The 26,798-nt window shown below is 56.2% G+C and carries 29 protein-coding genes and 2 pseudogenes; 22 read left to right on the top strand and 9 right to left on the bottom strand.

All coding sequences use genetic code 11. The annotated features are described in order from the left end of the window. The first annotated feature begins 12 nt into the window (after window positions 1-12). Window positions 13-513: a L,D-transpeptidase family protein gene (locus QQL78_RS15480; protein ID WP_284374711.1), complete on the top strand. Its 501-nt coding sequence runs from the start codon at window positions 13-15 to the stop codon at window positions 511-513. Between the two features lie 114 nt (window positions 514-627). Here the strand turns inward: QQL78_RS15480 and dalA are convergent, their stop codons facing one another. Continuing rightward, window positions 628-1,137, bottom strand: coding sequence for a divisome-associated lipoprotein DalA (dalA, locus tag QQL78_RS15475; protein WP_284374710.1), 510 nt, complete (start codon window positions 1,135-1,137; stop codon window positions 628-630). 164 nt (window positions 1,138-1,301) lie between these two features. On the opposite strand from dalA, the gene QQL78_RS15470 reads away from it, so the two are divergent. Together QQL78_RS15470 and QQL78_RS15465 are read left to right on the top strand one after the other, a co-directional pair. Beyond that, complete coding sequence (locus QQL78_RS15470) at window positions 1,302-1,913, top strand: L,D-transpeptidase family protein (protein ID WP_284374709.1); 612 nt, start codon at window positions 1,302-1,304, stop codon at window positions 1,911-1,913. Window positions 1,914-2,054: 141 nt separating this feature from the next. Further along, a complete protein-coding gene (locus QQL78_RS15465) occupies window positions 2,055-2,237 on the top strand; it encodes a hypothetical protein (protein ID WP_025042959.1) in 183 nt (60 codons plus the stop codon). 172 nt (window positions 2,238-2,409) lie between these two features. On the opposite strand, the gene QQL78_RS15460 is transcribed toward QQL78_RS15465, so the two are convergent. From QQL78_RS15460 to QQL78_RS15445, 4 genes are read right to left on the bottom strand one after another with little or no spacing between them, the layout of a single operon-like run. Beyond that, window positions 2,410-3,333: a 2-hydroxyacid dehydrogenase gene (locus tag QQL78_RS15460; protein ID WP_284374708.1), complete on the bottom strand. Its 924-nt coding sequence runs from the start codon at window positions 3,331-3,333 to the stop codon at window positions 2,410-2,412. Further along, the gene (locus QQL78_RS15455) at window positions 3,326-4,174 is read right to left on the bottom strand and encodes a fumarylacetoacetate hydrolase family protein (protein ID WP_284374707.1); all 849 of its coding nucleotides are present in this window, start codon (window positions 4,172-4,174) and stop codon (window positions 3,326-3,328) included. Before QQL78_RS15455 ends, QQL78_RS15460 begins: the two co-directional genes overlap by 8 nt. Window positions 4,175-4,192: 18 nt before the next feature. Then, window positions 4,193-5,992, bottom strand: a complete 1,800-nt coding sequence (locus tag QQL78_RS15450) for an IlvD/Edd family dehydratase (RefSeq protein ID WP_284374706.1) — start codon at window positions 5,990-5,992, stop codon at window positions 4,193-4,195. Then, the gene (locus QQL78_RS15445) at window positions 5,989-6,750 is read right to left on the bottom strand and encodes an SDR family oxidoreductase (protein ID WP_284374705.1); all 762 of its coding nucleotides are present in this window, start codon (window positions 6,748-6,750) and stop codon (window positions 5,989-5,991) included. Before QQL78_RS15445 ends, QQL78_RS15450 begins: the two co-directional genes overlap by 4 nt. Before the next feature lie 178 nt (window positions 6,751-6,928). Between QQL78_RS15445 and QQL78_RS15440 the strand changes: the two are divergent. The 3 genes and pseudogenes from QQL78_RS15440 to denD all read left to right on the top strand — a co-directional run. Continuing rightward, window positions 6,929-7,411 (top strand): annotated as a pseudogene (locus QQL78_RS15440) (NAD(P)-dependent oxidoreductase); the annotation flags it as partial. Next, window positions 7,397-7,822: an NAD(P)-dependent oxidoreductase gene (locus tag QQL78_RS15435; protein ID WP_348540764.1), complete on the top strand. Its 426-nt coding sequence runs from the start codon at window positions 7,397-7,399 to the stop codon at window positions 7,820-7,822. The pseudogene QQL78_RS15440 and the gene QQL78_RS15435, both read left to right, overlap by 15 nt. Further along, on the top strand, window positions 7,819-8,784 hold the full coding sequence (gene denD, locus QQL78_RS15430; protein ID WP_284374704.1) for a D-erythronate dehydrogenase: 966 nt from the start codon (window positions 7,819-7,821) through the stop codon (window positions 8,782-8,784). Before QQL78_RS15435 ends, denD begins: the two co-directional genes overlap by 4 nt. Here the strand turns inward: denD and QQL78_RS15425 are convergent. After that, window positions 8,773-9,423, bottom strand: coding sequence for a GntR family transcriptional regulator (locus tag QQL78_RS15425; protein ID WP_284374703.1), 651 nt, complete (start codon window positions 9,421-9,423; stop codon window positions 8,773-8,775). The genes denD and QQL78_RS15425 overlap by 12 nt on opposite strands. 192 nt (window positions 9,424-9,615) lie before the next feature. On the opposite strand from QQL78_RS15425, the gene QQL78_RS15420 reads away from it, so the two are divergent. From QQL78_RS15420 to QQL78_RS15380, 9 genes are all read left to right on the top strand, one after another. Further along, window positions 9,616-10,638: a TRAP transporter substrate-binding protein gene (locus QQL78_RS15420; RefSeq protein ID WP_284374702.1), complete on the top strand. Its 1,023-nt coding sequence runs from the start codon at window positions 9,616-9,618 to the stop codon at window positions 10,636-10,638. Window positions 10,639-10,719: 81 nt separating this feature from the next. Continuing rightward, on the top strand, window positions 10,720-11,889 hold the full coding sequence (locus tag QQL78_RS15415) for a mandelate racemase/muconate lactonizing enzyme family protein (RefSeq protein WP_284374701.1): 1,170 nt from the start codon (window positions 10,720-10,722) through the stop codon (window positions 11,887-11,889). Window positions 11,890-11,906: 17 nt separating this feature from the next. After that, window positions 11,907-12,749, top strand: coding sequence for a TRAP transporter small permease subunit (locus QQL78_RS15410; protein WP_284374700.1), 843 nt, complete (start codon window positions 11,907-11,909; stop codon window positions 12,747-12,749). Further along, window positions 12,749-14,371, top strand: coding sequence for a TRAP transporter large permease (locus QQL78_RS15405; RefSeq protein ID WP_284374699.1), 1,623 nt, complete (start codon window positions 12,749-12,751; stop codon window positions 14,369-14,371). Before QQL78_RS15410 ends, QQL78_RS15405 begins: the two co-directional genes overlap by 1 nt. Window positions 14,372-14,378: 7 nt before the next feature. Further along, the gene (locus QQL78_RS15400; RefSeq protein WP_284374698.1) at window positions 14,379-15,881 is read left to right on the top strand and encodes a UxaA family hydrolase; all 1,503 of its coding nucleotides are present in this window, start codon (window positions 14,379-14,381) and stop codon (window positions 15,879-15,881) included. Then, window positions 15,878-16,891: a Gfo/Idh/MocA family protein gene (locus QQL78_RS15395; protein WP_284374697.1), complete on the top strand. Its 1,014-nt coding sequence runs from the start codon at window positions 15,878-15,880 to the stop codon at window positions 16,889-16,891. The genes QQL78_RS15400 and QQL78_RS15395 overlap by 4 nt, the downstream gene beginning before the upstream one ends. Window positions 16,892-16,915: 24 nt before the next feature. Then, entirely contained in the window at window positions 16,916-17,818 is a 903-nt protein-coding gene (locus QQL78_RS15390; protein WP_284374696.1) for an NAD(P)-dependent oxidoreductase, read from the top strand. Window positions 17,819-17,821: 3 nt separating this feature from the next. Then, window positions 17,822-18,703 (top strand): DMT family transporter, encoded by an 882-nt coding sequence (locus QQL78_RS15385; RefSeq protein WP_284374695.1) that lies wholly within the window; start codon window positions 17,822-17,824, stop codon window positions 18,701-18,703. Continuing rightward, window positions 18,703-19,563: a sugar kinase gene (locus tag QQL78_RS15380; protein WP_284374694.1), complete on the top strand. Its 861-nt coding sequence runs from the start codon at window positions 18,703-18,705 to the stop codon at window positions 19,561-19,563. The genes QQL78_RS15385 and QQL78_RS15380 overlap by 1 nt, the downstream gene beginning before the upstream one ends. 215 nt (window positions 19,564-19,778) lie before the next feature. Here QQL78_RS15380 and hemH read toward each other — a convergent pair whose 3' ends face one another. After that, a complete protein-coding gene (gene hemH / locus QQL78_RS15375; RefSeq protein ID WP_284374693.1) occupies window positions 19,779-20,831 on the bottom strand; it encodes a ferrochelatase in 1,053 nt (350 codons plus the stop codon). A gap of 53 nt (window positions 20,832-20,884) precedes the next feature. Beyond that, complete coding sequence (locus tag QQL78_RS15370; protein ID WP_284374692.1) at window positions 20,885-21,703, bottom strand: methyltransferase domain-containing protein; 819 nt, start codon at window positions 21,701-21,703, stop codon at window positions 20,885-20,887. Between the two features lie 11 nt (window positions 21,704-21,714). On the opposite strand from QQL78_RS15370, the pseudogene QQL78_RS21645 reads away from it, so the two are divergent. The 5 genes and pseudogenes from QQL78_RS21645 to QQL78_RS15350 form a co-directional block, all read left to right on the top strand. Continuing rightward, window positions 21,715-21,912, top strand: a pseudogene (locus QQL78_RS21645) (double zinc ribbon domain-containing protein); the annotation flags it as partial. Window positions 21,913-21,921: 9 nt separating this feature from the next. After that, entirely contained in the window at window positions 21,922-22,449 is a 528-nt protein-coding gene (locus tag QQL78_RS15365; protein ID WP_348540765.1) for a ComF family protein, read from the top strand. Window positions 22,450-22,587: 138 nt separating this feature from the next. After that, window positions 22,588-22,845 carry a glutaredoxin 3 gene (gene grxC / locus QQL78_RS15360; protein ID WP_284374690.1) on the top strand — a complete coding sequence of 86 codons (258 nt, stop codon included), beginning with the start codon at window positions 22,588-22,590 and terminating at the stop codon, window positions 22,843-22,845. Next, entirely contained in the window at window positions 22,845-23,675 is an 831-nt protein-coding gene (locus QQL78_RS15355; RefSeq protein WP_284374689.1) for a carbon-nitrogen hydrolase family protein, read from the top strand. The genes grxC and QQL78_RS15355 overlap by 1 nt, the downstream gene beginning before the upstream one ends. A gap of 23 nt (window positions 23,676-23,698) precedes the next feature. Further along, window positions 23,699-24,133: a MarR family winged helix-turn-helix transcriptional regulator gene (locus QQL78_RS15350; protein ID WP_284374688.1), complete on the top strand. Its 435-nt coding sequence runs from the start codon at window positions 23,699-23,701 to the stop codon at window positions 24,131-24,133. Here QQL78_RS15350 and ubiG read toward each other — a convergent pair. Next, entirely contained in the window at window positions 24,114-24,866 is a 753-nt protein-coding gene (ubiG, locus tag QQL78_RS15345) for a bifunctional 2-polyprenyl-6-hydroxyphenol methylase/3-demethylubiquinol 3-O-methyltransferase UbiG (RefSeq protein WP_284374687.1), read from the bottom strand. The two genes, QQL78_RS15350 and ubiG, sit on opposite strands and share 20 nt — an antisense overlap. A gap of 48 nt (window positions 24,867-24,914) precedes the next feature. On the opposite strand from ubiG, the gene pip reads away from it, so the two are divergent. Further along, a complete protein-coding gene (pip, locus tag QQL78_RS15340; RefSeq protein ID WP_284374686.1) occupies window positions 24,915-25,889 on the top strand; it encodes a prolyl aminopeptidase in 975 nt (324 codons plus the stop codon). Next, window positions 25,886-26,737, top strand: a complete 852-nt coding sequence (locus tag QQL78_RS15335; RefSeq protein WP_284374685.1) for an ABC transporter substrate-binding protein — start codon at window positions 25,886-25,888, stop codon at window positions 26,735-26,737. The genes pip and QQL78_RS15335 overlap by 4 nt, the downstream gene beginning before the upstream one ends. The last annotated feature ends 61 nt before the right edge of the window (window positions 26,738-26,798 follow it).

Raw genomic sequence — 26,798 nt, 5'->3', positions numbered from 1 at the left:
GGGCAATCGGGTATGAAACGCAGAAATCTTATTCTTGGTGGTACTGCGCTGGTGGCGCTGGGTGCCTGCGGCGGAAACAGTAAATTCAAACGGTATTACGGGCCGAAAGTCACCTATGTGGTGGTGAACAAAGGCGCGCGTAACATGTACCTTTTACACCATGACAAGGTGCTGGAATCCTACCCGATCAAGCTGGGTTTTGCACCGACGGGCCATAAGGAAATTGAAGGTGACGGGAAAACGCCGGAAGGGATCTATTGGATTGACCGGCGCAATCCGAACAGCCGCTTTCATCTGTCAATCGGGATTTCCTATCCCAACGAGCGTGACCGCCAGCGGGCCGAAGCCATGGGGAAATCGCCGGGCGGCGAGATATTTATCCACGGCCAGCGCGTGCCGTTCCGCAAAGACAAGGATGATTGGACCTGGGGCTGTATTTCGGTCACGAACAAAGAAATGGAACAAATCTATGCGATGGTTGGGGACGGCACGCCGATCCAGATTAACCCATAGGCGGGATGGGCCTATGGTACTTCGCGAAAACCTTGAATCACATACCGCTGCCTGAAATCAGGGATTTCAATGCATTGCTTGATGCTATGTGCATCAGGTTTTGGTCGAAACGCTTTAGTTGCCCATCACCAGTGTCCACCAGATTTTGCCACCTGATTCCTGATACCATGCGAAACCCATGTTGCGCGCATCGGCAGACATGATCACCCTTCGTGTATCGGGCTGATCCATCCATGCAGCCAGTGTTTCAAGCTCTGATTCGTAGGTTTCTGAAATCGTCTCGCCGACCAGTTTGCCCGGATATCCTACGCGGTTGATCCGGTCGATGGGGGAAGATCCGTCAGATCCAAAGTGCCAGGGCCGGTTTTGGACCGACATGTCGCGGGCATGGGTTGCAGCCGCTGCGTTCAGCTGTGGATTCAATTGAACTGTGGTACGACCGCCGGCCTGACGCAAGGCATTGACCGAATCGAGCATGCGAAACTGAATTTTTCCAGTGTCAGAACGGCTGATTCGGTAGGCTTTTGGCAGAGGTTTGCCATCCGCACCAATACGGGGTGCGGCAGGGGCACAGGCCGAGATTGCAACAGCAAGAGCCAACAAGACAGACAAAATTCGCAACATAATACCGCTCCAACGACGTTTGTGTAGCCCTGCCTTACCCTGCAGGGCGTTGCAGTTCAAACGCACATCAGCGTTACCACGCGGGATGACGCTTGTTTGATTTGATACTGCGTCTTTCGGGTCATATATTACAGTGAATCCCCCTTACAGCGATGGAGACACGCATGTCTGACAACCGATTTAACCCGAAAAGCCGCCGCAGCTTTCTCGCTGGCGGTGTCGCAATGCTCGCCACGCCCGCCTTGGCGCAAAGCACCTCGACGGTAAACTCTGCCGCCACAACGGAAACAGAGCGCGACCTGACAGAGGTTGTGCGGCGCAATATCTCCAGCTTCCGAACATTGGAGTGGCAGCCGTATTTTGATAATACCAAGGGCGGCGCAATTCTGGTCGATATCGACAGCCGCGCGGTACACTACTGGTCTGAGGACCAAAGCATCTACAAATTATACCCCTCAAGCGTGCCGCTGACCGATGATCTGACGCGGCGGGGCCGCACACGGGTTATCCTTAAGGATCCGGAACCATCCTGGCGTCCGACGCCGTCCATGCTCAAGCGGAACCCTGAATGGCCCCCATTCATCGGCCCGGGTCCTGAAAACCCCTTGGGAACGCGCTCCTTGCACCTGAGCTGGACCTATTATCGCATCCACGGCACCCATGATACACGCAAGATCGGGCGAAAATCCTCTAATGGATGTATTGGCTTGTATAACGAACACATTGAAGAGCTGTACGAGATGGCTCAGGTGGGTACGCAAGTGTTGCTAATTTGACGACATCGTGTTTCTTGTAGGGCTTAGCAGCGGAATCCGGGTTTGCAATCGCTTTCTGATGCTGTTTAGAAAGTCTTACGAGGTAAGTCTTGGGCGCGTGCGCACAATTGTGCTGTACGCCTTTTATCGGAGGTTATAACTATGAAAAAACTCGTTCTCGCCGCTGCTCTGACAGCTGCTGCATCGACTGCATATGCCGGTTCTTTGGCAGATCCAATCATCGAAGCACCAGTAATCGTTGAAGAAGCATCCGGTTCTTCTGGCGGTATCGTACTGCCACTGATCCTGTTGGCTCTGGTTGCTGCGGCTGTTGCTTCCGACTAATCGGAATCGACAATCCAAACGGAAAAGGCGGTACTTTGGTACCGCCTTTTTTGCATTCAACGGATGGAAACAGCGGCCGCAAGCAAGGCTATGACAATACTCCGATGCCACGGGGGACCCGAAAGAGGAGTATCACCAGCGCAAACTTAATCATTGCTGCGCTGGGGTTACGTTACAGATGCGCACATTCGGGGACGGCTGTGATCACGGTGCCATCTTTCAGATGTTGCAAAAGGTTATCCACGGTAAGCGCACCCATTGCCGCACGGGTTTCAACCGTGGCGCTGCCGACATGGGGCAGCAGGACAGTATTGGGCAGATCGCGCAGCGCCTGAGGGACATGGGGTTCACCTTCGAATACGTCCAGCCCAGCCCAGCCCAATGTGCCGTCTTGCAATGCGGTAATCATCGCGGCCTCATCCACCACCGATCCGCGACTGACGTTGATCAGCGTGCCCTGTGCGCCAAGGGCGGCCAAGACCTTGGCACTGACGATCTTGTTTGTCGAGGGACCACCCGGCGTGATGCAAATCAGTACATCTGCATCCCGTGCCATGTCGGTCAGATTGTCGTAATAGGTGTAGGGCACATCCTTTTTGCTGCGGGTGTGATAGATGATCTTGGCATTCCAAGGGGCAAGCTTGTCCGCAATCGCCTGACCAATGCGCCCCAGCCCCAAAATCCCAACGGTTTGGTTGTCCGCAGAACGGGTCAGCGGCGCGCCGCCCTTGGCCTCCCATTCCCCTGATCGCACATAGGCATCATCGCGCAGCATTTCGCGGTAGCAGGCCAGCATCAGCATCACAGCAGTGGTTGCCACCTCTTGGTTCAGCACGTTTGGCGTATGGGTCACGATGATCCCGCGCCGCGCCGCCTCCTCTGCGTCAATGGCGTCATAGCCCACGCCATACCCACTTACGACTTTGAGGTTTGGCAGGGAGGCCAGCAATTCAGGGTTCACCCCATCGTGCCCATTGGTCACAACATGGGTGATTTTATCCGCGTTAAAGTCATCGAGTTGGTGAATGGTAAAGGCGGCAGAAAGCCGGTTGCGCATCGTGTCGGTGATGCCGCCGATTTGCAAGAGATCAGGCATCTTGATCTACTTTCTGGCGCTGGTGGCCCAACCCCTGAATGGTCAGGTCCATGACATCCCCTTTCTTGAGGAAAACCGGTTCCGGCTTCATACCCAGACCGACGCCGGGAGGTGTCCCAGTGGTGATGACGTCACCAGGGTGCAATGTCATCAGGCCGGACAGATGTTCGATAATTTCAGCCACGGTAAAGATCATCGTCGCGGTATTGCCCGTCTGCATCCGTTTGCCGTTTACATCCAGCGCCATATCAAGGTTTTGCGGATCTTCGATTTCATCCCGTGTGACCAGCCAAGGACCGGTTGGACCAAATGTGTCGCAGGATTTACCCTTGGTCCACTGCCCTGTCAGATTGGCCTGAAAATGGCGTTCGGATACATCGTTGACGATGCAATAACCGGCAACATGCTCTAAAGCCTCCGCTTTAGAGACGTATTTTGCCGTTTTGCCGATCACCACCCCCAGTTCGACTTCCCAATCTGTTTTGGTCGATCCACGTGGCATCACCACGTCGTCATAGGCACCGACAATGGCAGAGTTTGCTTTGAAAAACAGGATGGGATGTTCGGGAATTGCCGCTCCGGTTTCCGCGGCATGGTCGGAATAATTCAGTCCGATACACAGGAATTTACCGATGTTCCCGACACAGGGCGCAATACGCTGTTCGCCTTCGACAATGGGCAGCTCGGTAGGATCAAGCGCGCGCAGCTTATCAAGCGTGGCATCATCCAAGGTGTCGCCGGTGATGTCCGTGATATGACCGCTAAGGTCGCGCAGCAGGCCGGCGTTGTCCAGCATTCCGGGTTTTTCAGCACCCTCGGCACCGTAACGAATAAGTTTCATAATCTTTCTTTCTTTGGATTAATGGTTGTCGCGGGGCATGAATTTGCGTGCGATGTCTTGGTATTGATCAGCATCTTGCAGGGTCATGCCGTGATCAAGACGCCCGACTTTCTCGCGGAACAATGCTTGCCATGGGGTTTGGCTGGCGGGGATGTCATAGCCGCCATTGGCCATCAGTTCCCGCGCTCGTTCGTTCAATTCCGCCAGCGGAACCAGCATGTCGGCGGTGCCTTTGCCCAGATCAATCCGCACGGTATCGCCGGTCTTCAACAGGGCCAGCCCGCTATTGTCCGCCGCTTCGGGCGCGGCATTCAGGATCGAGGGGCTGCCAGAGGTTCCGGACTGACGGCCATCCCCAATACAGGGGAGGGCCTCGACGCCCCGTTTGATCAGGTAGGAGGGGGGGCGCATATTCACAACCTCTGCTGCGCCGGGATACCCCTTGGGGCCGGTGCCGCGCATAAACAGGATGCAGTTTTCATCAATGTTTTCCGCCGGATCGTCGATACGGTGGTGAAAATCTTCGGGCCCGTCAAACACTACGGCACGACCTTCAAATGCCTCTGGATCATCCGGGTTTGACAGATAGGTTTTGCGGAAAGCAGGCGAAATAACCGAAGTTTTCATGATCGCGCTTTCAAACAGGTTGCCGGATAGGTTCAGGAACCCCGCCTGTTGTTTCATCGGAGCATTGGTGGGTTTGATCACCTCTTGATTTTTGGAGCGTTGGTTTTCACAATTCGCGCCCATGGTCTGCCCATTTACCGTTATTGCATCGGGATGGGGCAACAGGCCGCCAGCGATCAACTCGCCTACAACAGCCGGTACACCGCCTGCCTGCTGGTAATCCTCGCCCAGATATTTGCCCGCAGGCTGCATATTGACCAGAAGCGGTACGTCATGGCCGTGTTTCTGCCAATCGTCATTGTCCAGCGGCACGCCCAGATGCCGCGCAATGGCGTTCAGATGGATGGGTGCGTTGGTGGACCCGCCAATGGCGGAATTGATCACGATTGCATTTTCAAACGCGGCGCGTGTCATCACATCCGTGGGTCGCATGTCTTCCCAGACCATATCAACGATCCGTTTGCCGGTCTCATAACTGATCTGCCCGCGTTCACGGTACGGGGCAGGGATGGCAGCAGAACCCGGCAGTTGCATCCCCAGCGCTTCGGCAAGCGAGTTCATCGTGGTGGCGGTGCCCATGGTGTTGCAGTACCCCACCGAAGGGGCAGATGCGGCGGCGATTTCCATAAATTCATCGGTGTCGATGTCGCCTGTGGCAAGCTGTTCGCGGGCTTTCCAGATCACGGTGCCCGATCCTGCGCGTTCGCCTTTCCACCAGCCGTTCAGCATTGGACCCACCGATAATGCAATGGCAGGAATGTTCACGGTTGCGGCGGCCATCAACAGGGCTGGCGTGGTTTTGTCACAGCCGATGTTCAGTACAACACCGTCCAGAGGATAGCCAAAAAGCGTCTCTACCAAGGACAAATAGGCTAAATTTCGATCCAACGAGGCAGTAGGCCGTTTGCCGGTTTCCTGAATGGGATGTACCGGAATTTCAATACAGGTGCCGCCTGCGGCGATGATCCCGTCGCGCACGCGTTTGGTCAGTTCGATATGATGGCGATTGCAGGGCGACAGGTCACTGCCGGTCTGCGCGATACCGATGATAGGTTTACCCGATTGCAGTTCTTCGCGGGTCAGCCCGTAGTTGAGATAGCGCTCCAGATACAGCGCGGTCATCTCAAGGTTATCGGGATTCATGAACCATTTGCGCGAGCGTAGATCGTCCTTGGAAATGCGTTTTGTCATTGGCCTGACCAGCCTCCGTCGATGATATGGGTGTGTCCGGTGGTAAAGGCGCTTTCGTCTGCGGCAAGATAAACCACAAGTGCAGCGATTTCTTCGGCAGTGGCAACGCGCCCCATGGGTTGGCGGGCGACGAATTGCGCCATCGCCGCCTCATAACTGCCGAGCTCCTTGCCAAGGGCTGTCACGCGGTCGTGCCAGCTGGGGGATTCAACGGTGCCCGGACAGATGCAGTTACAGCGGATGCCCTGTTTGACATAATCGACGGCGACCGATTTGGTCAGTCCGACAACGGCGGCTTTGGTGGTGCCGTAGATAAAGCGGTTGGGCGCGCCGATGATCGATCCTGCGGCTGATGACATATTGATGATCGACCCGCTGCCACGTTCCAACATGCCAGGCAAGGCGGCACGAATGGTGCGCATCATGGCACGTAAATTCAGGTCGATGGCAAAGTCGAATTCCGCGTCTGTTGCATCCAGAACCGTGCCGTGATGAACGAAACCGGCGCAGTTGAATAAAATGTCTGGCGCGGCCTGTGCGATGCCCTTTTTCACGCTGTCATTGCTGCGGACATCAAGTTCGAAAATACGGATATTTTCGAGATTCTGGTCGCGAATCGTGGAAAGTAATTCCATGTTTACATCGGTCGCAAAGACCTCTGCGCCTTCTTTTGCCATGGCAATAGCACTGGCGCGTCCAATACCTTGACCTGCCGCTGTTACAAGCGCGCGTTTCCCTTCAAGTCTCTGCCCTGTCACAATAATTCACCCCTCTCCTTGATCCGGAATGCAGATCCATTTGCGTGGATTTTGCCCTCCCTTCCGGTATTTTTTCCGCCCTGACCGACAGTGCCCTCTGGCCCTTTTGATCGTTGACGTTAGCGTATGACAGAGATTTCAATTTGACCATAACCCGCCTGACACTCTCGCAGAAAAGGACTTTTCCATGCGCCATCCCCCCAAAATTACCCTGATCGGAACTGGTCTGATGGGGGCGCCAATGGCACGCAATCTGATGAAAGCCGGGCATGATCTGACGGTTTGGAATCGCAGTGCGGAACGTGCCGCGCCGCTGGTCGCAGAGGGTGCCAAGACGGCGGCCACTGCCGCACAGGCGATTACGGGTGCAGAGGTGGTTATCAGCATGCTGAGCGACGGGCATGCTACCGGGGCCTTGCTGGCAGAGGATGATATTGGCCGTGCGCTTGCCGAGGGTATGTTGTGGATTGATATGTCGAGCGCAAAACCTGAACATGCCCGCGCCCAATCGGCACAGTTGGCCAAGCGCGGTGTGGCCCATCTGGATGCGCCGGTGTCCGGCGGCACCAAAGGAGCCGAAGCAGGCAGTCTGGCAATCATGGTGGGGGGCGAGGAATCGACCTTTGATGCGGCAAAGGAGGTGCTTATGGCGATGGGCCGACCCGTATATGTCGGACCTTCGGGGGCCGGACAGCTGTGCAAGCTGGCCAACCAGACAATTGTTGCAGTGACGATTGCCGCAGTGGCAGAGGCGACTTTGCTGGCGGAAAAGGGTGGTGCGGATCCGGTTGCCCTGAGGGCGGCGTTGAAAGGCGGGTTTGCCGACAGTGTTATCCTGCAACAGCATGGACAGCGCATGTCGGACGGAAATTTTACACCGGGCGGCCTGTCCAGACTTCAACGCAAGGATCTTGATAACACCCTGGCAGAGGCTGGTGCCCTTGGGTTGGAGTTGCCGGCGACCCAGGCGGTGCGGGATCGGTTTAATCACTTGATTGAAGAAATGGATGGCGGTGATCTGGATCACGCTGGGCTCTATCTGGAACTCAAGAAACGGAACAATCTGACATGACAAATATTCTGATTCTTGGTGGTGGCGGCATGATTGGTCAGAAACTTGCCGGCCGCATCATTGAGCATGACATCTTCCCCGGTGCCAACCTTGTGCTGTTTGATAGGGCCTTTCCGCCCGCTGGTGTGCCCGTGAAAACCGTTACCGGAGATGTGGCAGATCCTGCGATGGTCAGAACGCTGGCGGCGGGTCGCCCCGATGTGATCTTTGCGCTGGCCGCGGTGGTGTCCGGGCAGGCAGAGGCGGAGTTCGCACTGGGCTGGGATGTGAACATGATGGCGATGTGGCATTTGCTGAATGCGCTCAAAGCCGAACATGAGGCGTCCGGCGGGACATATTGCCCGCGGTTGGTGTTTACCTCATCGATTGCGGTTTTTGGGGGGCCTTACCCTGACAAGATTGGTGATGAATTTCTCTCAGCCCCGCAAACCAGCTATGGGGCGCAGAAGGCGGCCTGCGAATTGATGGTCACCGACTTTAGCCGCAAGGGGTTTATCGACGGGCTGTCATTGCGACTGCCAACCATTTGTGTGCGGCCGGGCAAGGCCAATGCGGCGGCGTCTTCATTCTTTTCCGGTATTATCCGCGAGCCTTTGAATGGGATCGAGGCGGTGTTGCCTGTTGCTGATACGGTGCGCCATTGGCATGCCAGCCCACGCGCTGCGGCGGGTTTTCTGACCCATGCGGCGGGTCTGGATACCAACCTGTTGCAGGGACGCCGGGCGCTGAACCTTCCCGGATTCAGCTGTACCGTGGCCGAACAGATCGAAGCCTTGCGCCGCGTGGCAGGCCAGAAGGTTGTTGATTTGATCAAGCCGGTGCCGGATCAGACAATCATGGGCATGGTGAACGGCTGGCCGCGCGATTTTGCGCCAGACCGGGCGATTGCGCTGGGCTTTACTGCCGAAAGCAGCTTTGACGAGATCATCAGCGTTTATTTGGAGGATGACCTATCCCTCTAGCGTCGCCCCGGTCAGATGGCGTGCCAGATGGTTGTGAATTTTTTCGCGGGTCAGGGCTTCATTACCGGAAAGGGCGGCGTCAAGAATTTCCGCGTGATGCTGAATGTTCTCCGAGATAAAGCCAAAGTTCCGATCAGCGACCATCAACTGTTGGCGGAACTGGGCGTAAATTCGGGCGTGCATTTGCTTCAGGGTTTCGGAGCCGCAGGCAGAAATCAGCGTTTGGTGAAACCCTTTCTCGGAATTGAACCAGATTTCGATCAGATCGGTCGGATCGTCCAGCCCGTGAATGCGTTTTTCGATATGGCTTAGCTGGTGATGTGCCGCTGTCAGTTGTGCCTCCCATGCGACGCCGCCGTTGCGGATTGACAGCACGGTGCCTTCGCCCTCCAGCAATACGCGCAGATGGGTCAGCTCGATCAGTTTTTGTGGTGATCTTTCGGGTACACGAAAGCCACGTTGCTCCTTGAAGTCGACCAAGCCTACGGTGGAGAGGCGAAACAACGCCTCGCGCACCGTGCTTGCGGAAGAGTTGAATTCCTTGCGCAGTAATTCCGCGCGAAGTTTCGCCCCATGCTCGAACCCGTTGGAAATAAGCCGGTATTTAAGTGAGCGATAGATGTCGATGTCTGGATTCATTGTCTGGATAACCCTGTCTTTGTGGTCTACAAATTATCTTATAAAATTTCGAGAATACAGTATAATCTCGAAATTTTTAAGAATTTCACTTTTTTCTTGTTGGATTTGATTCGCGAGCCTACCATCAAGCGGCGTTTTTCGAGCGGGGGCATGCAGACCTCCGATATCACGCTCAACGTCTGGGAGGACAACATGAAACTATTCAAGACAGCGGCCTCAGTGGCCGTCGCTGCGGCGATGGCGGCCGGAACCGCGATGGCAGATGGCCATGCATCAACGAAGCTGCGCATTCAGACACATTTCTCGCCGGAAACGCTCTCGGGCAAGATGGCCGCCAAGTATATCGATGATGTGCAGACCATGTCGAATGGCGAGATCGCGATAGAGATGTTCTATTCCTCTTCTGTTGTGAAATCGGTGGAAACCTTTGACGCAGCTGCAACTGGTATTCTTGATTGTGACATGACCGGAGGTGCCTATCAGACGGGTAAAAACCCGGCGTTTCAGTTTGCCGGTGACCTGATGGGCGGCTATCAAAACCCCTATCAGCAGATGGCATGGTTGCTGCATGGTGACGGGCGTGCCGCGCTGAACGATCTTTATAATGGCTATGATATGCAATTCATTGGCTGGTGGATTCCCGGCCCTGAATCGCTGGCTTCAACATCGCCGATCCGTAATGCGGATGACTTCAAGGATTGGAAGTTCCGCTCACCTCCCGGTCTTGCGACCAAGGTTTTTGCGGCGATGGGCGCATCCCCGATTGTGATGGATTTCAACGAGATCTTTACCGCGCTTGAGACAGGTATCATTGACGGGGCCGATGCGGCGAACCTGACGAATAACGTTGGTTTGGGCCTGTATGACATCGCAACACATACCAACTTTCCGGGCTTCCACTCGATGCCCGCTGACCACCTTGCCTGCCGCAAGGATGTTTGGGACGCGATGCCGGAGAACCATAAACGCATCATGCAAGTCGCCATGGACAGCCTTGCCTTGCACAATGCGACCATTAACGAGGTGCAGAACGCCCAGACGGCCAAGGATCTGACGGCCAAGGGTGTGAACCTGTATGAATGGACACCTGAGGATCTGGCTAAATACCGTGCTGCTGTGCAAATCGGCTGGACGGAGTTTGCAACAACACCGGAGGCTACGGCGCTTCTCGAAAGCCATATTTCCTTTCTCAAGGACATGGGTGCGATGAAGTGATCAGCAGCTTTTGCTGAGCTGACTATGCGGCAAGGCTGTTCACATGGCCTTGCCGCTTGCCCCTCTGACCTTCGGAACACCATGAAAATCACCCGCATCATCAGCCATGTGCTGTCTTACGATTTGCCCGAGGTTCTGGGGTATTCGCAGCAGTATTACGCCAAGCGGTCCGCGCATCTGGTTGAGGTGCAGACGGATGAAGGCGTGACCGGTTGGGGCGAGTGTTTTGGTCCGGGCAATATTGCAATTGCAAATAAAGGGATTGTGGAGAAGGTGATCCAGCCGATGGTGCTGGGGATGGATCCGATGGATCGGGACGTGATTTGGCACAGGGTATACAACCTTCTGCGAGATCACGGACAGAAAGGGATGCCGATGCAGGCCCTGTCCGGTGTGGATATTGCCCTGTGGGATATTGCCGGCAAGGTGGCGGGTCTATCCCTGCACAAGATGATCGGCGGGGCCCATCGCGATGATGTGCCATGTTATGGATATGGCATGATGTTGCGTGATGAACCGGTCTTGGAACTGGCGGCGCGGTTTGAAGATGAGGCGGCAGCGATCAAGGGTATGGGGTTTGCCGCAACCAAGATGAAGGTCGGGTTTGGTCCGAAGCCCGATGTGCAGCTTTGCAAAGCGGTGCGGCGCGGTGTTGGCGACGATTTTCGGTTCATGGTCGACGCCAACCATTGCTACACCACGTCGGACGCCTTTTATGTAGGGCGGGCCTTGGAAGAGCTTGATGCCTATTGGTTCGAAGAGCCCATCGCGCCGGAAGATTTGGAGGGTTATCGCGAATTGCGCGCGGGCCTGCGTGTGAACATTTCCGGTGGCGAGGCAGAATTTAATCGTTGGGGCTGGCGCAGCATTCTAGAGAACCGCGGCCTTGATATCGCGCAGCCAGAGGTCTGTGCACTGGGCGGAGTCAGCGAATATTTGCGTGTTCTTGCCCTATGCCACGCGCATTTCACGCCCGTTATCAATCACGTCTGGGGCAGCGCGATTGCCGTTGCGACCAATCTGCAATTGCTTGCCGCTATGCCACCGCTGCCGGGTGGATTGCATCCATGGGAGCCGATGCTGGAGTTTGACACAACAGACAACAAATTCCGCGATCAGCTGCTGGTCGAACCGTTGGACATTCAGGCGCAGGTCAAGGCCAACAACGGGCGGGTTGCTATTCCAACCGGCGCAGGGATCGGCGTGACGCCTGATACGGATTTCATAAAACACTACGAAATAGATGTTTAGGTTTGGGGGCAACGGGAATGCAAAGAAGCACTGGTGAGATTTCCGAATGGCTTGTCCCTCTTGCTTTTGTCGCCACCACGGCGTGGCTGGTCTGGCATTTGCCGGCTTTCCTGCTGGATTGGATTCCCTATACCTCTGACAGTTTGCGCGGGCAGGTCGAAGCGATCTATCTGCGATCTGATGTTACGCCGAATCTGCCGGGCATCTTTGGTGGGCATATCGACATTGTTGATCTCTCCGCTCTGATCCTGACGCCGATCATCGGGTTTATCGGGGCGCGGGGGGTGCGTCCTTCCGGGATGGAGCTTCCGGGAGCCAGTACCCTAGATCGCGCGGCCCTTTTCATCGGGCGGGTGACGATGATGATGATCGCGGTGATGACCCTTGTGATGCTTTACGAGGTTTTCATGCGCTACATCATGGAAAAGCCAACCGAGTGGGCAAACGAGATGACCCTGTGGTTCGCCAGCTTCACTTTCTTGCTGTCAGGGTTTTACGCCATGCAGCAGCGCAGCCATATCCGCATCTTCCTGCTCTATGATCTGGTGCCCCGTTGGCTGCAACGGGTGTTTGATAGCGTCTCGACCCTGTTGATCGTGCTGTTTGCCTTCTTTCTGGTCTACGGCAGCTACAAACAGGTCTTTGTGAACAAGCTCTATAAATGGGAGCTGTACGGCTCTGCTTTCAACCCGCCGATCCCCGCCACCTTGCAGCCGATGGTGTTGATCGTGATTACGCTGGTTGCCCTGCAGGCGGTGCTGAACCTGTTTCAGGATTGGAACAAGATGCCAGAGGTTCACACCGATGAGCCGGATCAGGAAGAGATCGATGCGATGAAACGTGCAGTGGGGCAGGACTGATGGATATTGGAACAATTTCGCTGATCCTGATGCTGGCGCTTATCGTATTGCTGGCGATTGGGATGCCGCTTGGCCTGGCATCAGCTTCGCTTGCTGTGCTGGTTCTGGTGATGAAGTTTGAACCGGCCTTGCTGACAAACCCGTTTAGTTTCGGGGATGGCATATTGACGGGCAGGCCGGGCACCGGGCCGCTGTATATATTGGCGCAGAAAATATACGGGCTGTTGACGGATTATGTTCTGATATCCGTGCCGTTGTTCATCTTTATGGCGTCTTTGCTTGAGCGTTCTGGCATTGCGAAGGATATGTATTCCTCGTTGAATGTCTGGCTTTCCCGTACCCGTGGTGGCATCGCGATTGTGACGTCTGTCATGGCTGTGATCATGGCTGCGATGTCAGGGATTATCGGGGGTGAGGTGGTGTTGCTGGGCCTGATCGCCCTGCCGCAGATGTTGCGTCTGGGATATAATCAGAACCTTGCAATCGGTGTGATCTGTGCCTCCGGTTCTTTGGGCACCATGATCCCGCCGTCAATTGTGCTGATCATCTATGGTCTGATCACCGAGACTTCGATCAAAGCATTGTTCACGGCCTCTTTCATTCCCGGCTTTATGCTGGCCTCGATGATCATCACCTACATCATCATCCGCACCCAACTGCACCCTGAAGATGCGCCACTGCCGGAGGAAGATCCAAATGATCCGCCGCGCGGCGAGAAACGCCTGTTGTTCATGGCGTTTATGTCCATCGTGGTCGCAGGTTTTGCCGCCTTCCTGTTCCTGCGCGCCGCCTTCTTTGAATTGTCAGGCTCTAACGCGGCCAGTGACGGCGATCCTGCGCGGCTTGGCACTGCTGCACATATGCCTTGGTTGGCGGGCATCACCATTGCCGCGCTACTGCTGATCTATTTTGTTTTTGGCAAGGAACGCGCGAAAATTGGTTGGAAGATGGGCAAGGGGCTGGTCGCCCCCATGGTTGTGATCGGCGTTGTGATGGGGTCAATCTATGGCGGTATAACCGGTATAACTGAAGCGGCCGGCATGGGGGCAGCGGCGGTTCTGATCATCGCCATCCTGCGCGGTGAAGGGTCGTTTGAACTGGTCTGGGAAAGCCTGATGCGGACCCTGCGTTCGACCGGCACAATCATTTGGGTCACCATTGGCGCAGCATCGCTTGCGGGGGCCTATACCATTGCAGGGGGGCCACAATATGTGGCGGATTTGATTGTGGGCAAGGACCTCCCCACCATGGGGGTGATCCTGACGATGATGGTGATCCTGCTGTTCATGGGCGCGTTCATGGATTGGGTTGGCATTGTACTGCTGATCATTCCTGTGTTCCTGCCCATCGTTTTGCGCCTGCCGATTGAGGAAATCGGGTTTATCGGCCAGCTTGAGCCGCAACATGTGGCAATCTGGTTTGGTGTGGTCTTTTGCATGAACATGCAGGTCAGTTTCCTGTCGCCACCCTTTGGGCCTGCGGCGTTCTACCTGAAATCAGTGGCACCGCCCCATATCAGCCTGACAGATATCTTTCGGGGGTTCCTGCCTTTTATCGGCATCCAGATCCTCGCGCTTTCGGTGTTGTTGATCTGGCCCAATATCATTTCTTTGTTGCTCTGAGGGGACCATGGATTTTGTACGTTTAGACCGCGCGGATACGGTGGTCACCGCGACCCGACCGCTTGAAGCCGGAACACAGATTGAAGATGTGGTGACAACTGCATCGATCCCCTCTGGTCACAAGGTTGCAACCAAAGCAATGTCCGCAGGTGATCCGGTACGAAAATATGCGCAGCTGATCGGCTATGCGTCGGAAGATATCGCGGCGGGCGATCACGTGCACACGCATAACGTGGCTTTCCGAAATACGGATAGAGCTTACGAATTTTCAACTGATTTGCGCCCGGTGGCGACGGCCAAGACCCAAGACAGCTTTATGGGGTATCGTCGGGAGAATGGCCGCGTCGGTACGCGCAATTACATCGCCATCGTGACATCGGTGAATTGTTCCGCCACCGCCGCGCGGATGATCGCGGATCATTTTACCCCCGAGGTTCTGGCAGAATATACCAATGTTGATGGGGTCGCGGCCTTCGTGCATGGCACCGGTTGTGGCATGGCGGGGGACGGTGACGGGTTCGAGGCCCTGCAACGCGTAATGTGGGGTTATGCCAAACACCCTAATCACGCAGCTGTTTTGATGGTGGGTCTGGGATGTGAGATGAACCAGATTGATTGGCTGCTGGAGGCATATGGTCTGAAACAAAGCCCGGTCTTTCAAACGATGAACATCCAGAATGTTGCGGGCCTGCGCCGCACGGTCGAAATGGGCATCGACAAGATCAAAGCGATGCTGCCGATTGCAAACAAGGCAAGGCGGACGGAATGCCCTGCATCCGAATTGATGGTCGCGCTGCAATGCGGTGGTTCTGATGCATGGTCCGGGGTCACGGCAAATCCCGCGCTGGGCCATGCGTGTGATCTGCTGACAGCCCAAGGGGCGACAGGCGTATTGGCCGAAACGCCCGAGATCTATGGTGCGGAGCATTTATTGACCCGGCGCGCGGTGGATCAGGCAACCGGTGAAAAACTGATCCGTCTGATAAAATGGTGGGAAGATTACACAGCCCGCAACAAGGGTTCGATGGACAACAACCCGTCTCCCGGCAACAAAAAGGGCGGGCTGACGACAATCCTTGAGAAATCGCTGGGCGCGGCGGCAAAGGGCGGGACCAGCCCGCTGACTGGCGTTTTCAAATATGCAGAGCCAGTAACCGCGCGGGGTTTCACGTTTATGGATTCTCCCGGTTATGATCCTGCGTCGGTTACCGGGCAAATTGCCGGGGGATGCAATCTAGTGTGCTTCACAACCGGACGCGGATCGGCCTTTGGGTCTAAACCAGCACCGACAGTCAAGATTGCCACCAATACTGAAATGGCAACGCGCATGCATGAAGATATGGACATCGATGCGGGCGAGGTTCTGTCAAAAGGCATCAGTATCGAAGACAAGGGTCGCGAGATTTATCAGATGTTCCTGCGGGTTGCATCAGGTGAGGTGACCAAATCCGAGGCACAGGGTCTGGGGGATTACGAATTTGTACCCTGGCAAATCGGAGCGGTGATGTGAAACGCATTTTGATCATCGGCGGCGGTCTGATCGGTATGCGCCATGTCCATGCGGTGCAGGGCCATGAGCGATGCCAACTGGTTGGCTTGGTTGATCCTGAAATGTCGGTTAATGCGGATACAGCGCGGTTTGCTACAATGGACGATGTCAGCGACACGGTGGATGGCGTGATCATTGCCACCCCGACGGCGCTGCACGCCGAGCATGGCAGGGTCGCCGCGGCACGGGGTTGGCACATGTTGATCGAAAAACCGGTGACCGCAACGCTGCAACAAGCACAGGTATTGAAGGACGCATTACAGGGGACGAACCTGCGTGCGTTGGTTGGACATCACCGGCGGTACCACGCCAGTGTTCAACAGCTAAAGACGCTGATTGAACAGGGTGACATCGGGCAGGTTATCAACACCATGTTGATCTGGGCGATGCGCAAACCGGTTGGCTATTTTGAAGGCAACTGGCGGGCGGCAGGGGGCAGCCCGGTGATGATCAACCTTGTTCATGATATTGATTTGCTGCGGTTCTGTATCGGTGAAATCAGCGAAACAGTGGCGTTACGCGGTAAGAACCACCGGGATGGCGAACGCATTGAAAGCGGTGCAATTGCGCTGGCTTTTGAAAACGGTGCAACAGGTACGATCGGTTTTGCCGATAGCGCGCCTTCGCCGTGGGGGTTTGAGGCCGGTACCGGAGAGAACCCGAACATCGGCACCACAGGTCAGGATATGTTGTGGATCACTGGCACAAGGGGGGCTGTCAGTTTCCCCTCGATGACGGTGTGGAACGGTACGGATTGGGGAACTGCGGCGCAGCAGGTTCCCCTAGACCGTGCTGAAAATACTCTCCCGCCGCTTGCCGCGCAGCTTGATCATTTTCTTGAGGTCATAGAGGGTGCGACCCCCTTGATTGATGTGGCGGATGCGGCCCGCACATTGGAGCTGGCAGCGGGAATCGAAGCCCAGCTTGTGGCACCCAACTGGCCCACAGCCGACAAGATCAGAACAGCATGATGCAGAAACGCATTTTCGAAATGTTTGAAAGGACGTGACATGAGCAAACCAACAATCGGATTTATTGGCCTAGGCCTGATGGGCGGCGCAATGGTGGGTCGCCTGCAGGATCTTGGCTATGATGTGACGGTGCTGGGCAACCGCGACCGGACCTATCTGGATGCCGCCATCGCACGCGGGGCCGTTGAGGCGGAAAATGCAAAAGCCGTGGCCGAGGCAAGCGATATTGTGATGCTTTGTATGGGTACGTCGGATCATGTGGAATCGCGCATGCGTGGTGATCAGGGTGTCATTGCCGGGCTGCGCAAAGGGGCCACCGTGGTTGATTTCGGCACGTCGTTGCCGGGCAGCTCGCGCGCGCTGGCGGCGGAGGTTGGTGCCGCGGGCGGCAGTTTCCTTGACGCGCCTTTGGGCCGCACGCCATCCCATGCCAAGGATGGGTTGCTGAATATCATGGCCTCTGGTGACAAGGCAGCTTTTGATGCGGTCGAACCGGTGCTGAAGGATCTAGGCGAAAACGTTTTTCACCTTGGGGCTGTCGGATCGGGGCATACCATCAAACTGATCAATAATTTCTTTGGCATGACGGTGGCGAATGCGATGGCCGAAGCATTTGCTATGGCGGATGTCGCCGGGGTTGACCGGGCGCAATTATATGATGTCATGGCCGCTGGCCCATTGCATTCCGGCATGATGGATTTTGTCAAAGCCTACGGGGTGGATAAGGATCCGACGATGCTTGCCTTTGCAATCAAGAATGCGGCCAAGGATGTTGGGTATTACGCCCGGATGGCCGATGATGCGGGTGTGGATTCCATGATGTCGAAAGGCACGCTTACTGCGCTGAACAAGGCACGCGACAGTGGGCAAGGAGAGGAAATGGTTAGCCAGATGGTCGATTTCTACGCCAACCACTTCAAAGGCTAGCAGATGGCCGTCACCGCCCGTTCCAACGTAGATTTGCCACGCTTTGGTATTGTTTTGATGTTGGCGGCATGGCTGTTGTTTTCTCTGGTGGATACCGGTGCGAAATGGCTGGCGGTGGCGGGTGTTCCAGCGTTTCAGCTGGCGTTCATGCGCTACGCAGGGCATTTCGCGATCTCGATTGGTGTTGTGGCGGGTGGTGGCCTGACGCTGGATCGGTTCAAGACGGACCACCTGTGGCAAGTGGTCAGCCGCGCCGTGCTGCTGGTCACCGCAACCCTGTGCAACTTCTATGCGCTGCAGTTTCTTCCGCTGACGGTTGTGTCGGCGATCATGTTCTCCAGCCCGGTCATCGTATGTTTTCTGTCGATTTCCGTGTTGGGCGAAAAGGTTGGGCGCTGGCGTTGGGGTGCAATCCTGCTTGGGTTTGTGGGTGTTTTGATTGTTGTCCGGCCTTTTGGCACCGCCTTTCATCCTGCCATGCTGCTTATTCTTTATAATGCAACCGCGCTGGCCTTCTATTCGATCATGACCCGCAGGCTTTCGGGGATCGTGGCGGTGGAAACCATGCAGCTCTATCTGGGTCTTGTTGGCACCCTGATCCTGCTGCCGTTTGCGATCTGTACATGGGTGCCACCCGCGTCAAGCTGGGCGATGGTTGTGCTGATCGGCCTAGGTGCCATGGGCTGGGCAGGGCATCAACTGTTGACCAATGCGCACCGATTTGGCAGTGCCAACCAGTTGATGCCATTTACCTATTCCTTCCTGATCTATGTTGCGATCTGGGGGTATCTGTTGTTCGGAACTGTGCCTGACATCTGGACGATATCTGGGGCCGTGGTGATCATGGGGGCCGGTCTGATCATTTGGAAAAGAGAGCAGGGATAATGCGGATAGCCTGTATTGGCGAGGCGATGATTGAGCTGTCACTCGCCGGGGAAACGCCAAAGGTTGGCGTTGCCGGTGACACGTTGAATACCGCGATCTATCTGTATCGGTCAGCCCCGGACGTGCAGGTTGATTTTGTCACCTGCCTTGGGGAGGATTCGTTTTCCCAGCGCATTTCCGATTTCATTTCCTCCCAAGGGGTAGGCGTTGCAGCGATCCGTCGGATCAACGGGGCGTCACCCGGTTTATATGCCATTACCACCACGGATGTGGGTGAACGCAGCTTCACCTATTGGCGCAATGCCTCTGCGGCGCGGCAGTTGTTTTCGGATCACGATTTCAGCGCTCTGGCGGTCTATGACGCCGTTTATCTTTCCGGTATTTCGATGGCGATCCTGCCACATGCTGTCAGGACTGCGTTGATCGAATGGCTTGGGTCTTCTCCGGTTAAGGTCATCTATGACAGCAATTACCGCCCCCGGCTTTGGGAAGGTCAGGCGCATGCACAACAGATCACCACAGCAATGTGGCAGCGTGCCAATGTGGCGCTACCGTCGATTGATGATGAGATGGCGCTTTTTGACGAAACAGCCGAACAGGTAGAGCGGCGTTTCGCTGCACATCTTGGACAAGGTGCGCTGAAGCGGGGGGAGGAGGGGCCAATGTCTTTGGGATCGCAGGTGGTCCAAACCTATGCGCCTGCGGGATCAGTGGTTGATACAACCGCCGCCGGAGACAGCTTTAACGGCGGGTATCTGGGTGCACTTATGACGGGGAAATCTCAGTCAGAGGCTTTGATGGCGGGTCATCGTCTGGCAGCCAAAGTGGTTCAGCATCGTGGTGCGATCATGCCTGAATAGGCCCTGACCTTCAGCCCGTACCGCGCAGGGATTCTCTTATTCAATGACCATACGCACTCGGTGCAACTGCGCTCGCAGATCAGCGGGGTGTGAGGGTTGATTGACCACGCATAGTCAAATGCGGGGCCAGGGATACGGGATCAGCATTTGCGCGAACCCAGGGATTTGAAACGCTTGAGATGTGTCGTTTCATCGCATTTCTAACTGCCAGAACCTCAAGCCGGCTCAAGCCAGCCTTTCAGGTTCTCTTCGATAGTGGCGGAGAGCGCCTGAATGTGCAGGTCATCGTCGTTGAGGCAGGGAATATATGTGAAATGCTCGCCACCCGCCTCTTCAAAGCTTTCCTTGATCTCTTCGTTGATCTCTTCAAGGGTCTCGATGCAATCAGCGGAGAACGCTGGGGCGCAGACGGCGATGTTCTTGTTACCTGCTTCGGCTTGGCGCGCGACCTCTTCGACGGTGTAGGGTTGAAGCCATTCTTCCGGGCCGAATTTCGACTGGAAAGTCGTCATGATCTCGGTGTCCCTCCACCCCAGACGCTCTTTCAGCAAGCGAGTCGTTTTCTGGCATTGGCAATGATAGGGATCCCCTTCGGTCAGGTAGCGGATCGGTACACCATGATAGGAACAGATCAGCAGGTCCGGGCGTTTTTCAGCCTTGGCATAGGCGGTTTCAATTGATGTGGCGAGCGCCTCTATATAGTCGGGACGATCAAAATAGGGTTCGACCACGCGGGCAATCGGTTGCCATTTCTCATCACCCAATGCGGCAAAGAAGGCGTCACATGCGGTGGCAGATGTGGCACCGGCATATTGTGGGTAAAGCGGGAAAAACAGGATTTTAGTACAGCCCGCCGCAGTCATCGCTGCAACCTTGGATTTGGTCGAGGGGTTGCCGTAACGCATGCAGTAATCAACCATCACATCGTCACCATAAAGCGTTTTCATGCTTTCGGCAATTTTGGCGGTTTGCGATTTGGTGATCGTCAACAGAGGGCTTTCGCCTGCCTCGTGGTTCCAGATGGATTTATACGCGGCACCAGAAGTGAAGGGGCGCTTGGTCAGGATAATCAGTTGTAACAGCGGTTGCCAAAGCCAAGGGCTGTAATCAATCACCCGGCGGTCTGACAGGAATTCATTCAGATAGCGGCGCATCGACCAATAGTCATAGTTGTCCGGCGTTCCCAGGTTGGCAAGCAATAAGCCCACGCGCTGTTTCGGGATGGCGGGGTGGTCGTCATTAGCATGAGCAGGACAGGCGGCTGGCATGGCGGTTCCTTAGGTGGCTTGCTGCGGTTCAAATAGGGGCATTACGGCTGCCGTCAATTGGGTAACTTTGTCTCACCCGTGCCCAAAGCATCGGCAAGCCGCTGTTGGGCAGAGCCGGGGCGCAGTGGTTTGGGCTGGCTTTCGGCAGGGGCCCATCCGGTCAGAAAGATCAGATCGAAAGTGGCCGTGATCCTGCCATTCGCGGAGGCAAAGTTGTCTTGATACAGCTGAGCCGCAACATTCAGGACGGCACGGCGGGTCGGGCGGCGCAGGCGTGTTGAAAGCGCGTTGGTTTCGCCCATGGCCCGCAGATCACGCATCAAAGACCAGATATCACTGTATTCCGCTTTCAGGGTCTGACTGTCTGCGACGGGCAGGGCAAAACCCGCCCGTTGCAACAGCCCACCCATATCACGCAGATCTGCCATCGGGGCCACCCGTGGGGACATGCCACCGGTCACATTTGCCTCTGCTTGCCCCAGACAGGCGCGTAATTCGTGAAGGGTTTGCCCGCCAAACGCCACACTCAGGAAAAGCCCGTCAGGCATCAGCGCGCGGCGGCATTGAATCAGCTGGCCCACCGGATCATTGGCCCAGTGCAGGGCCATTGCATGGACAACAAGGTCATGCGCGGCAACTGGCAGTGCCAGTGTTTCATTGTCCGGGATCAGGGTGGCCTTTGGGAAATAGGGAGCCCAGGCCGGGGCATGCCCGGTCACGATTGCGGCTGAGTTAAACGACTTGTTAACCATCCGCATACGATCCTGAACCTCGTCAGCGGCGGCATTGTGCAGAAACATGGCATCTGCCGTCGCACGGTGGCGGTGCAATGCGAGGGCCCCCGCGTCGGTCATGAGAGTTTGTTGGGTCATTGGAAACCAATATGTCGTTGTTACGCGGACTTCAAACAGGGTTAGACGCAGTTTACCCTGCGCGCTGCTTAACTTGTGGCGCGATTGTCGACGGTGATTATGGTCTGTGCGGGGCCTGTTGGCGCGATACGGCATTTATTGGCGGGGTGGTTTGCGATTCCTGTGGTGTGCCTTTGCCGGGGGCAGATGAAGGGGACACACCACATTGTGACCGCTGCATGGAAAATCCGCTACCGTGGTCGAAAGGCCGCGCGGCAATGATCTATCGCGATACCGGGCGCAAGCTGGTGCTGGCGTTGAAACATGGTGACCGACAGGAGATTGCGCATCCGGCCGGGCTTTGGCTGTCGCAAGCGGTGGCGGATATCGTCACGCCGAACACATTGATTGCACCGGTCCCCCTGCATTGGTTGCGGATGATCAAACGTCGGTTCAACCAGTCCGCACTGCTGGCCAAAGCCCTGTCACGCAGGGTTGATAGGCCTTGGTCCCCTGATTTGCTGCAACGTATCAGGCGCACGCAAAGTTTGGACGGTCTGGGCCGTGCCGAAAGAATCACAGCGCTGGAGAATGCCATTCGTGTGCACCCCTTGCGCCGGCATCGATTGATTGGCCGGCCTGTTTTGCTGGTGGATGATGTGATGACGTCGGGGGCGACTTTGGCGGCCTGCACGCGGGCCTGTCTTGATGCTGGCTCCGGCCCGGTCATGGTGGTGACACTGGCGCGCGTGGCCAAAGATGCTTAGATGATCTTTCAACAATGCGTTTCGCCTGTGACTTGGGTCATGAAACATCGCAAGCTTCCTGCAAATCATTGATTTCAGGGCAAGGGGGCGATGCAGGCCCCGGACGAAGCGCAGCCTATATGTTGAAAGGAACCGGTTATGAAACCTGTCGAAATTTACACCTCCCCGCTTTGTGGCTTTTGTCATGCGGCCAAACGTTTGCTGTCTTCCAAAGGCGTCGATTTCGCCGAAGTTGACGTTCTGGCCCAGCCGGAGCGCAAAGCAGAGATGGTACAACGGGCCAATGGCGGGCGCACAGTGCCGCAGATTTTCATCGGTGATATTCATGTTGGGGGCTGTGACGAGCTGCACGCACTGGAGCGCGCGGGCAAACTTGATGCCCTGCTGGCGGCGTGATGCAATCCGCGATCCTTCAGCTGAATGTCACCGATGATCCGGTGGCAAACCTTGCGGTCACGCAGGAAATGTTTCGCAAGGCAGTGGCCGATGGGGCGCAGTTTATTTTGACGCCCGAGGTCACAAACTGCATTTCCACCAGCCGGAAACATCAGCAAGAGGTGCTGCAATTCGAAGCGGATGACATCACCCTTGCCGCGCTGCGGGCTGAGGCAAAGGCGGCGGGTGTCTGGTTGTTGATCGGGTCATTGGGTCTGAAGACGGATGATGCAGACCAGCGGTTTGCCAACCGGTCTTTCATGATCGGACCGGACGGGGAAATTGTTGCGAAATACGACAAGATCCACATGTTTGACGTTCAGATCAGTGAAACAGAGACCTGGCGCGAAAGCGAAGGGTATCGTCCGGGGGATCGCGCCGTTCTGGCCCGGACCGATTTTGCCAAGATCGGGATGAGCATCTGTTACGACGTACGGTTTTCACATCTGTACCGGGCCTTGGCCAAGGCGGGTGCGCAAATCCTGACGGTGCCTGCTGCATTTTCCCCGGTTACGGGTGCCGCACATTGGCATGCCCTCCTGCGCGCGCGGGCGATTGAAACGGGATGTTTTGTTATTGCCCCGGCCCAAACCGGCACACATGCAAGCGCTGCGCATAAGACACGCGATACCTATGGGCATTCGTTGGTTGTTGATCCCTGGGGTGAGGTCATTCTGGATGCCGGAACGGCCTCTGGCGTTTACAAATTCGATCTGGATATGGAAAAAGGCGAGACGGCGCGGCGCAGGGTTCCAAGCCTTGCCAATGCCCGCAACTTTTCCGGCCCCTAAAGGGGTGCTATACAGGTCGACGCATGAGCGATGATAAAAATACCTTGGCCATCATGCTGTTCAGCGAAATTCTGGCAGCAGAGCATTCCATGCGTGGGCGTCTGACCCGCGTGTTGCCCAAAGGTATGGAGATTTCGCATTTCTCGGTCCTGAACTACCTCGCTCGGAAAGATGGCGAATCACGTCCTGCGCAGCTTGCCGAACGGTTTGGCGTTACACGCGGGGCGATGACCAACACGCTGAACAAGCTGGAGTGGTCAGGCTATGTGCACATCCGTCCTGATTGGGACGACGCGCGGCGCAAGATGGTCGGCATCAGCCCGGCAGGGCGCACCGCCCGCGATTCGGCTGTGGCGGCGATTACCCCGATGATCAATCAGGTGGTCGAGGATCTGGGCGAAGAGCAGGCCCGCGCGGCCCTGCCCATTCTGCGCGAGATCAGGCTGAAGCTGGCTTGAGGCTGGCAGTGACGTAATTCACGCTTAGGTCTTTGTCTGACAGGCTCCAACTCCACGCAATCGGATTAAACACAAACCCTTTGCGGTCCACAGGTTCCAACCCGGCTTTGCTGAGCAAGGCGAATAATTCGTCCGGCGTGATGAATTTGGACCATTCATGAGTGCCTTTCGGCAGCCAGCGCATGATGTGTTCCGCGCCGACAATCGCCATCATAAACGACTTGGGATTGCGGTTGATTGTGGAACAGATGTGCAGCCCGCCGGGTTTCAACAGGTCATGACAGGCGCGCAGATAATCAGGTGGAGAGGCGACATGTTCAACCACCTCCATGTTCAGCACCACGTCGAATTGTTCACCTTTGGCTGCCATATCTTCGGCGGTGGTATGACGGTAATCAATGATCAGCCCTGATTGGGCGGCATGCACGCGGGCCACCGGAATATTCCCCGCTGCAGCATCTGCGCCCACAACCTCGGCCCCCAGACGCGCCATCGGTTCGGACAGCAAGCCGCCGCCACAGCCGATGTCGAGGATTCGCAGTCCCTTGAAGGGAGCCTCGGAGGTTAGGTCACGGTCAAATTCAGCAGCGATTTGGGAGGTGATGTAATCCAACCGGCAGGGGTTCAACATGTGCAAGGGCTTGAATTTACCGTTTAAATCCCACCATTCAGCGGCCATCGCTTCAAATTTGGCGATTTCCCCAGCGTCTACCGTAGATTGAGCCGTTTGCATTTCGCGCTCCCTATGTTCTTGTATACCTGAGACGTATATAGGGCCGGTATGGACAAGTTTCCCGATCAAAAACGCGCTGTTCAATATCTTTATCCGCCGATCGACCCTTTCGATCAGCGGATGCTGGCCGTTGGGCAGGGCCATACCATCTATGTCGAACAATGCGGCAACCCGGATGGAATCCCTGTTGTGGTACTACATGGTGGGCCCGGCGGGGGGTGCAGCCCCTCTATGCGGCGTTATTTTGATCCGTCCAAGTTCCGGGTGATCCTGTTTGACCAGCGCGGCTGCGGACGCTCCAAGCCCCACGCGAGCGTCACTGACAACACGACGTGGCATCTGGTCGCAGACATCGAAATGATTCGTCGCGAGTTGGGGATTGAGCAATGGATCGTCTTTGGCGGATCCTGGGGCGCGACCCTGTCGCTGATCTATGCCCAGACCCACCCAGAGGCCGTGCGCAATCTGGTGTTGCGTGGTGTTTTCCTGATGATGCAATCGGAACTGGATTGGTTTTACGGCGGTGGGGCCGGCAAATTCTGGCCCGAGGTTTGGGCGCGGTTCACCTCGCTGATCCCCGAGGACGAACAGGATGATCTGATCAAGGCCTATCATCGGCGGCTCTTTTCCGGTGATATATCGGTTGAGCAACGATATGGCCGGGCCTGGGCCGCTTGGGAAAATGCGCTTGCGTCGATCCATTCGACTGGCGGGTCAAACGAAGGGCCGGCGGAATATGCCCGCGCATTTTCGCGGCTTGAGAATCACTATTTCACCAATGCGGGTTTTCTGGAGTTTGACGGGCAGATTTTGGCACATATGCTACGTATCTCGCATATCCCCGGCGTGATCGTGCAGGGGCGGTACGACATGATTTGCCCACCCGGCAGCGCCTATCAATTGGCGGAAAACTGGATGCAATGTGAGTTGAAGATGGTGCGCAACGCAGGTCACGCTCTGTCTGAACCGGGGATCTCGGCAGAGCTGGTACGGGCGATGGATCGAATTGGGGCGCAAGGATGAGCCGCGCGTTGCTGGATCGTCGGGCGCTGTTTTCCAGCGCGGCAGCAGCGGCATTGCTGGCGGCAACCGGTGTATCCGCGGCCCCGCCCGCACGCGGGGGCCGGTTGCGGATGGCGCTGTCTGGTGCCGCACGCGATGATACATGGTTGCGTGGGAACGGATTGTTCATGCAGGTCGCGCGGCAGGGCATTGTCTTTGACACGCTTACCGAAGTTGCCGCCGACGGCACGTTACGCGGCGAATTGGCGACAGGTTGGACATCATCATCCGATTCGCGTGTTTGGCTGTTTGATCTGCGTCAGGATGTAAAATTTCATGATGGTCAAGCGTTTACAGCCAAGGATGTTGTTGCAAGCGCTGCGGGATTTGCCGATGGCGTGGTGCGGGCGGTTGGTGATTTTCAGGTGTCTTTCACATTGGATCAGGCGGATCCGCGTCTGCCGATGCGCCTCGCCCAGCCGGAGTATTATATCCGCTCTGCTCATGCGCCTGAAAGTGGGGTCGGCACGGGCCTTTATCAGATTGCGCATTTCACGCCCGGCCAACGCCTGTTGGCCACGCGTGTCGCGGATCATTTCAAAGGGGATTCTGCCGGTTGGTTTGATGAGGTAGAGCTGACCTCGATCCCATCAGAACCAGTGCGCGGGCAGGCCTTGGGCGAATATCTGGTTGATGCGGTCGATCTTACGGCGGCAGGCTCCGTAGGTGATCTGCCAGACATCACCTTGCAACCGGATCACCGCCACCCGACACAGGCGGTATCATCTGACGTGATGCAACCCGCAAATATCAGTCATCTGCGCCCCTTGGATAATCTGCGCGCGGCTGAGCGGTGGTGGTTTGCGTGAACAGCCCTTGCAGACTCAGCCGTCTCTGCGTATACGGCCTTTAACAGCGGCGCGCTCGGGT

The sequence above is a fragment of the Sulfitobacter pacificus genome (genome assembly GCF_030159975.1).
GTDB classification, from domain to species: Bacteria; Pseudomonadota; Alphaproteobacteria; order Rhodobacterales; family Rhodobacteraceae; genus Sulfitobacter; species Sulfitobacter pacificus.
Note: the sequence above shows the minus strand (reverse complement) of the source record. Positions and strands in the feature narration are given on the sequence as shown.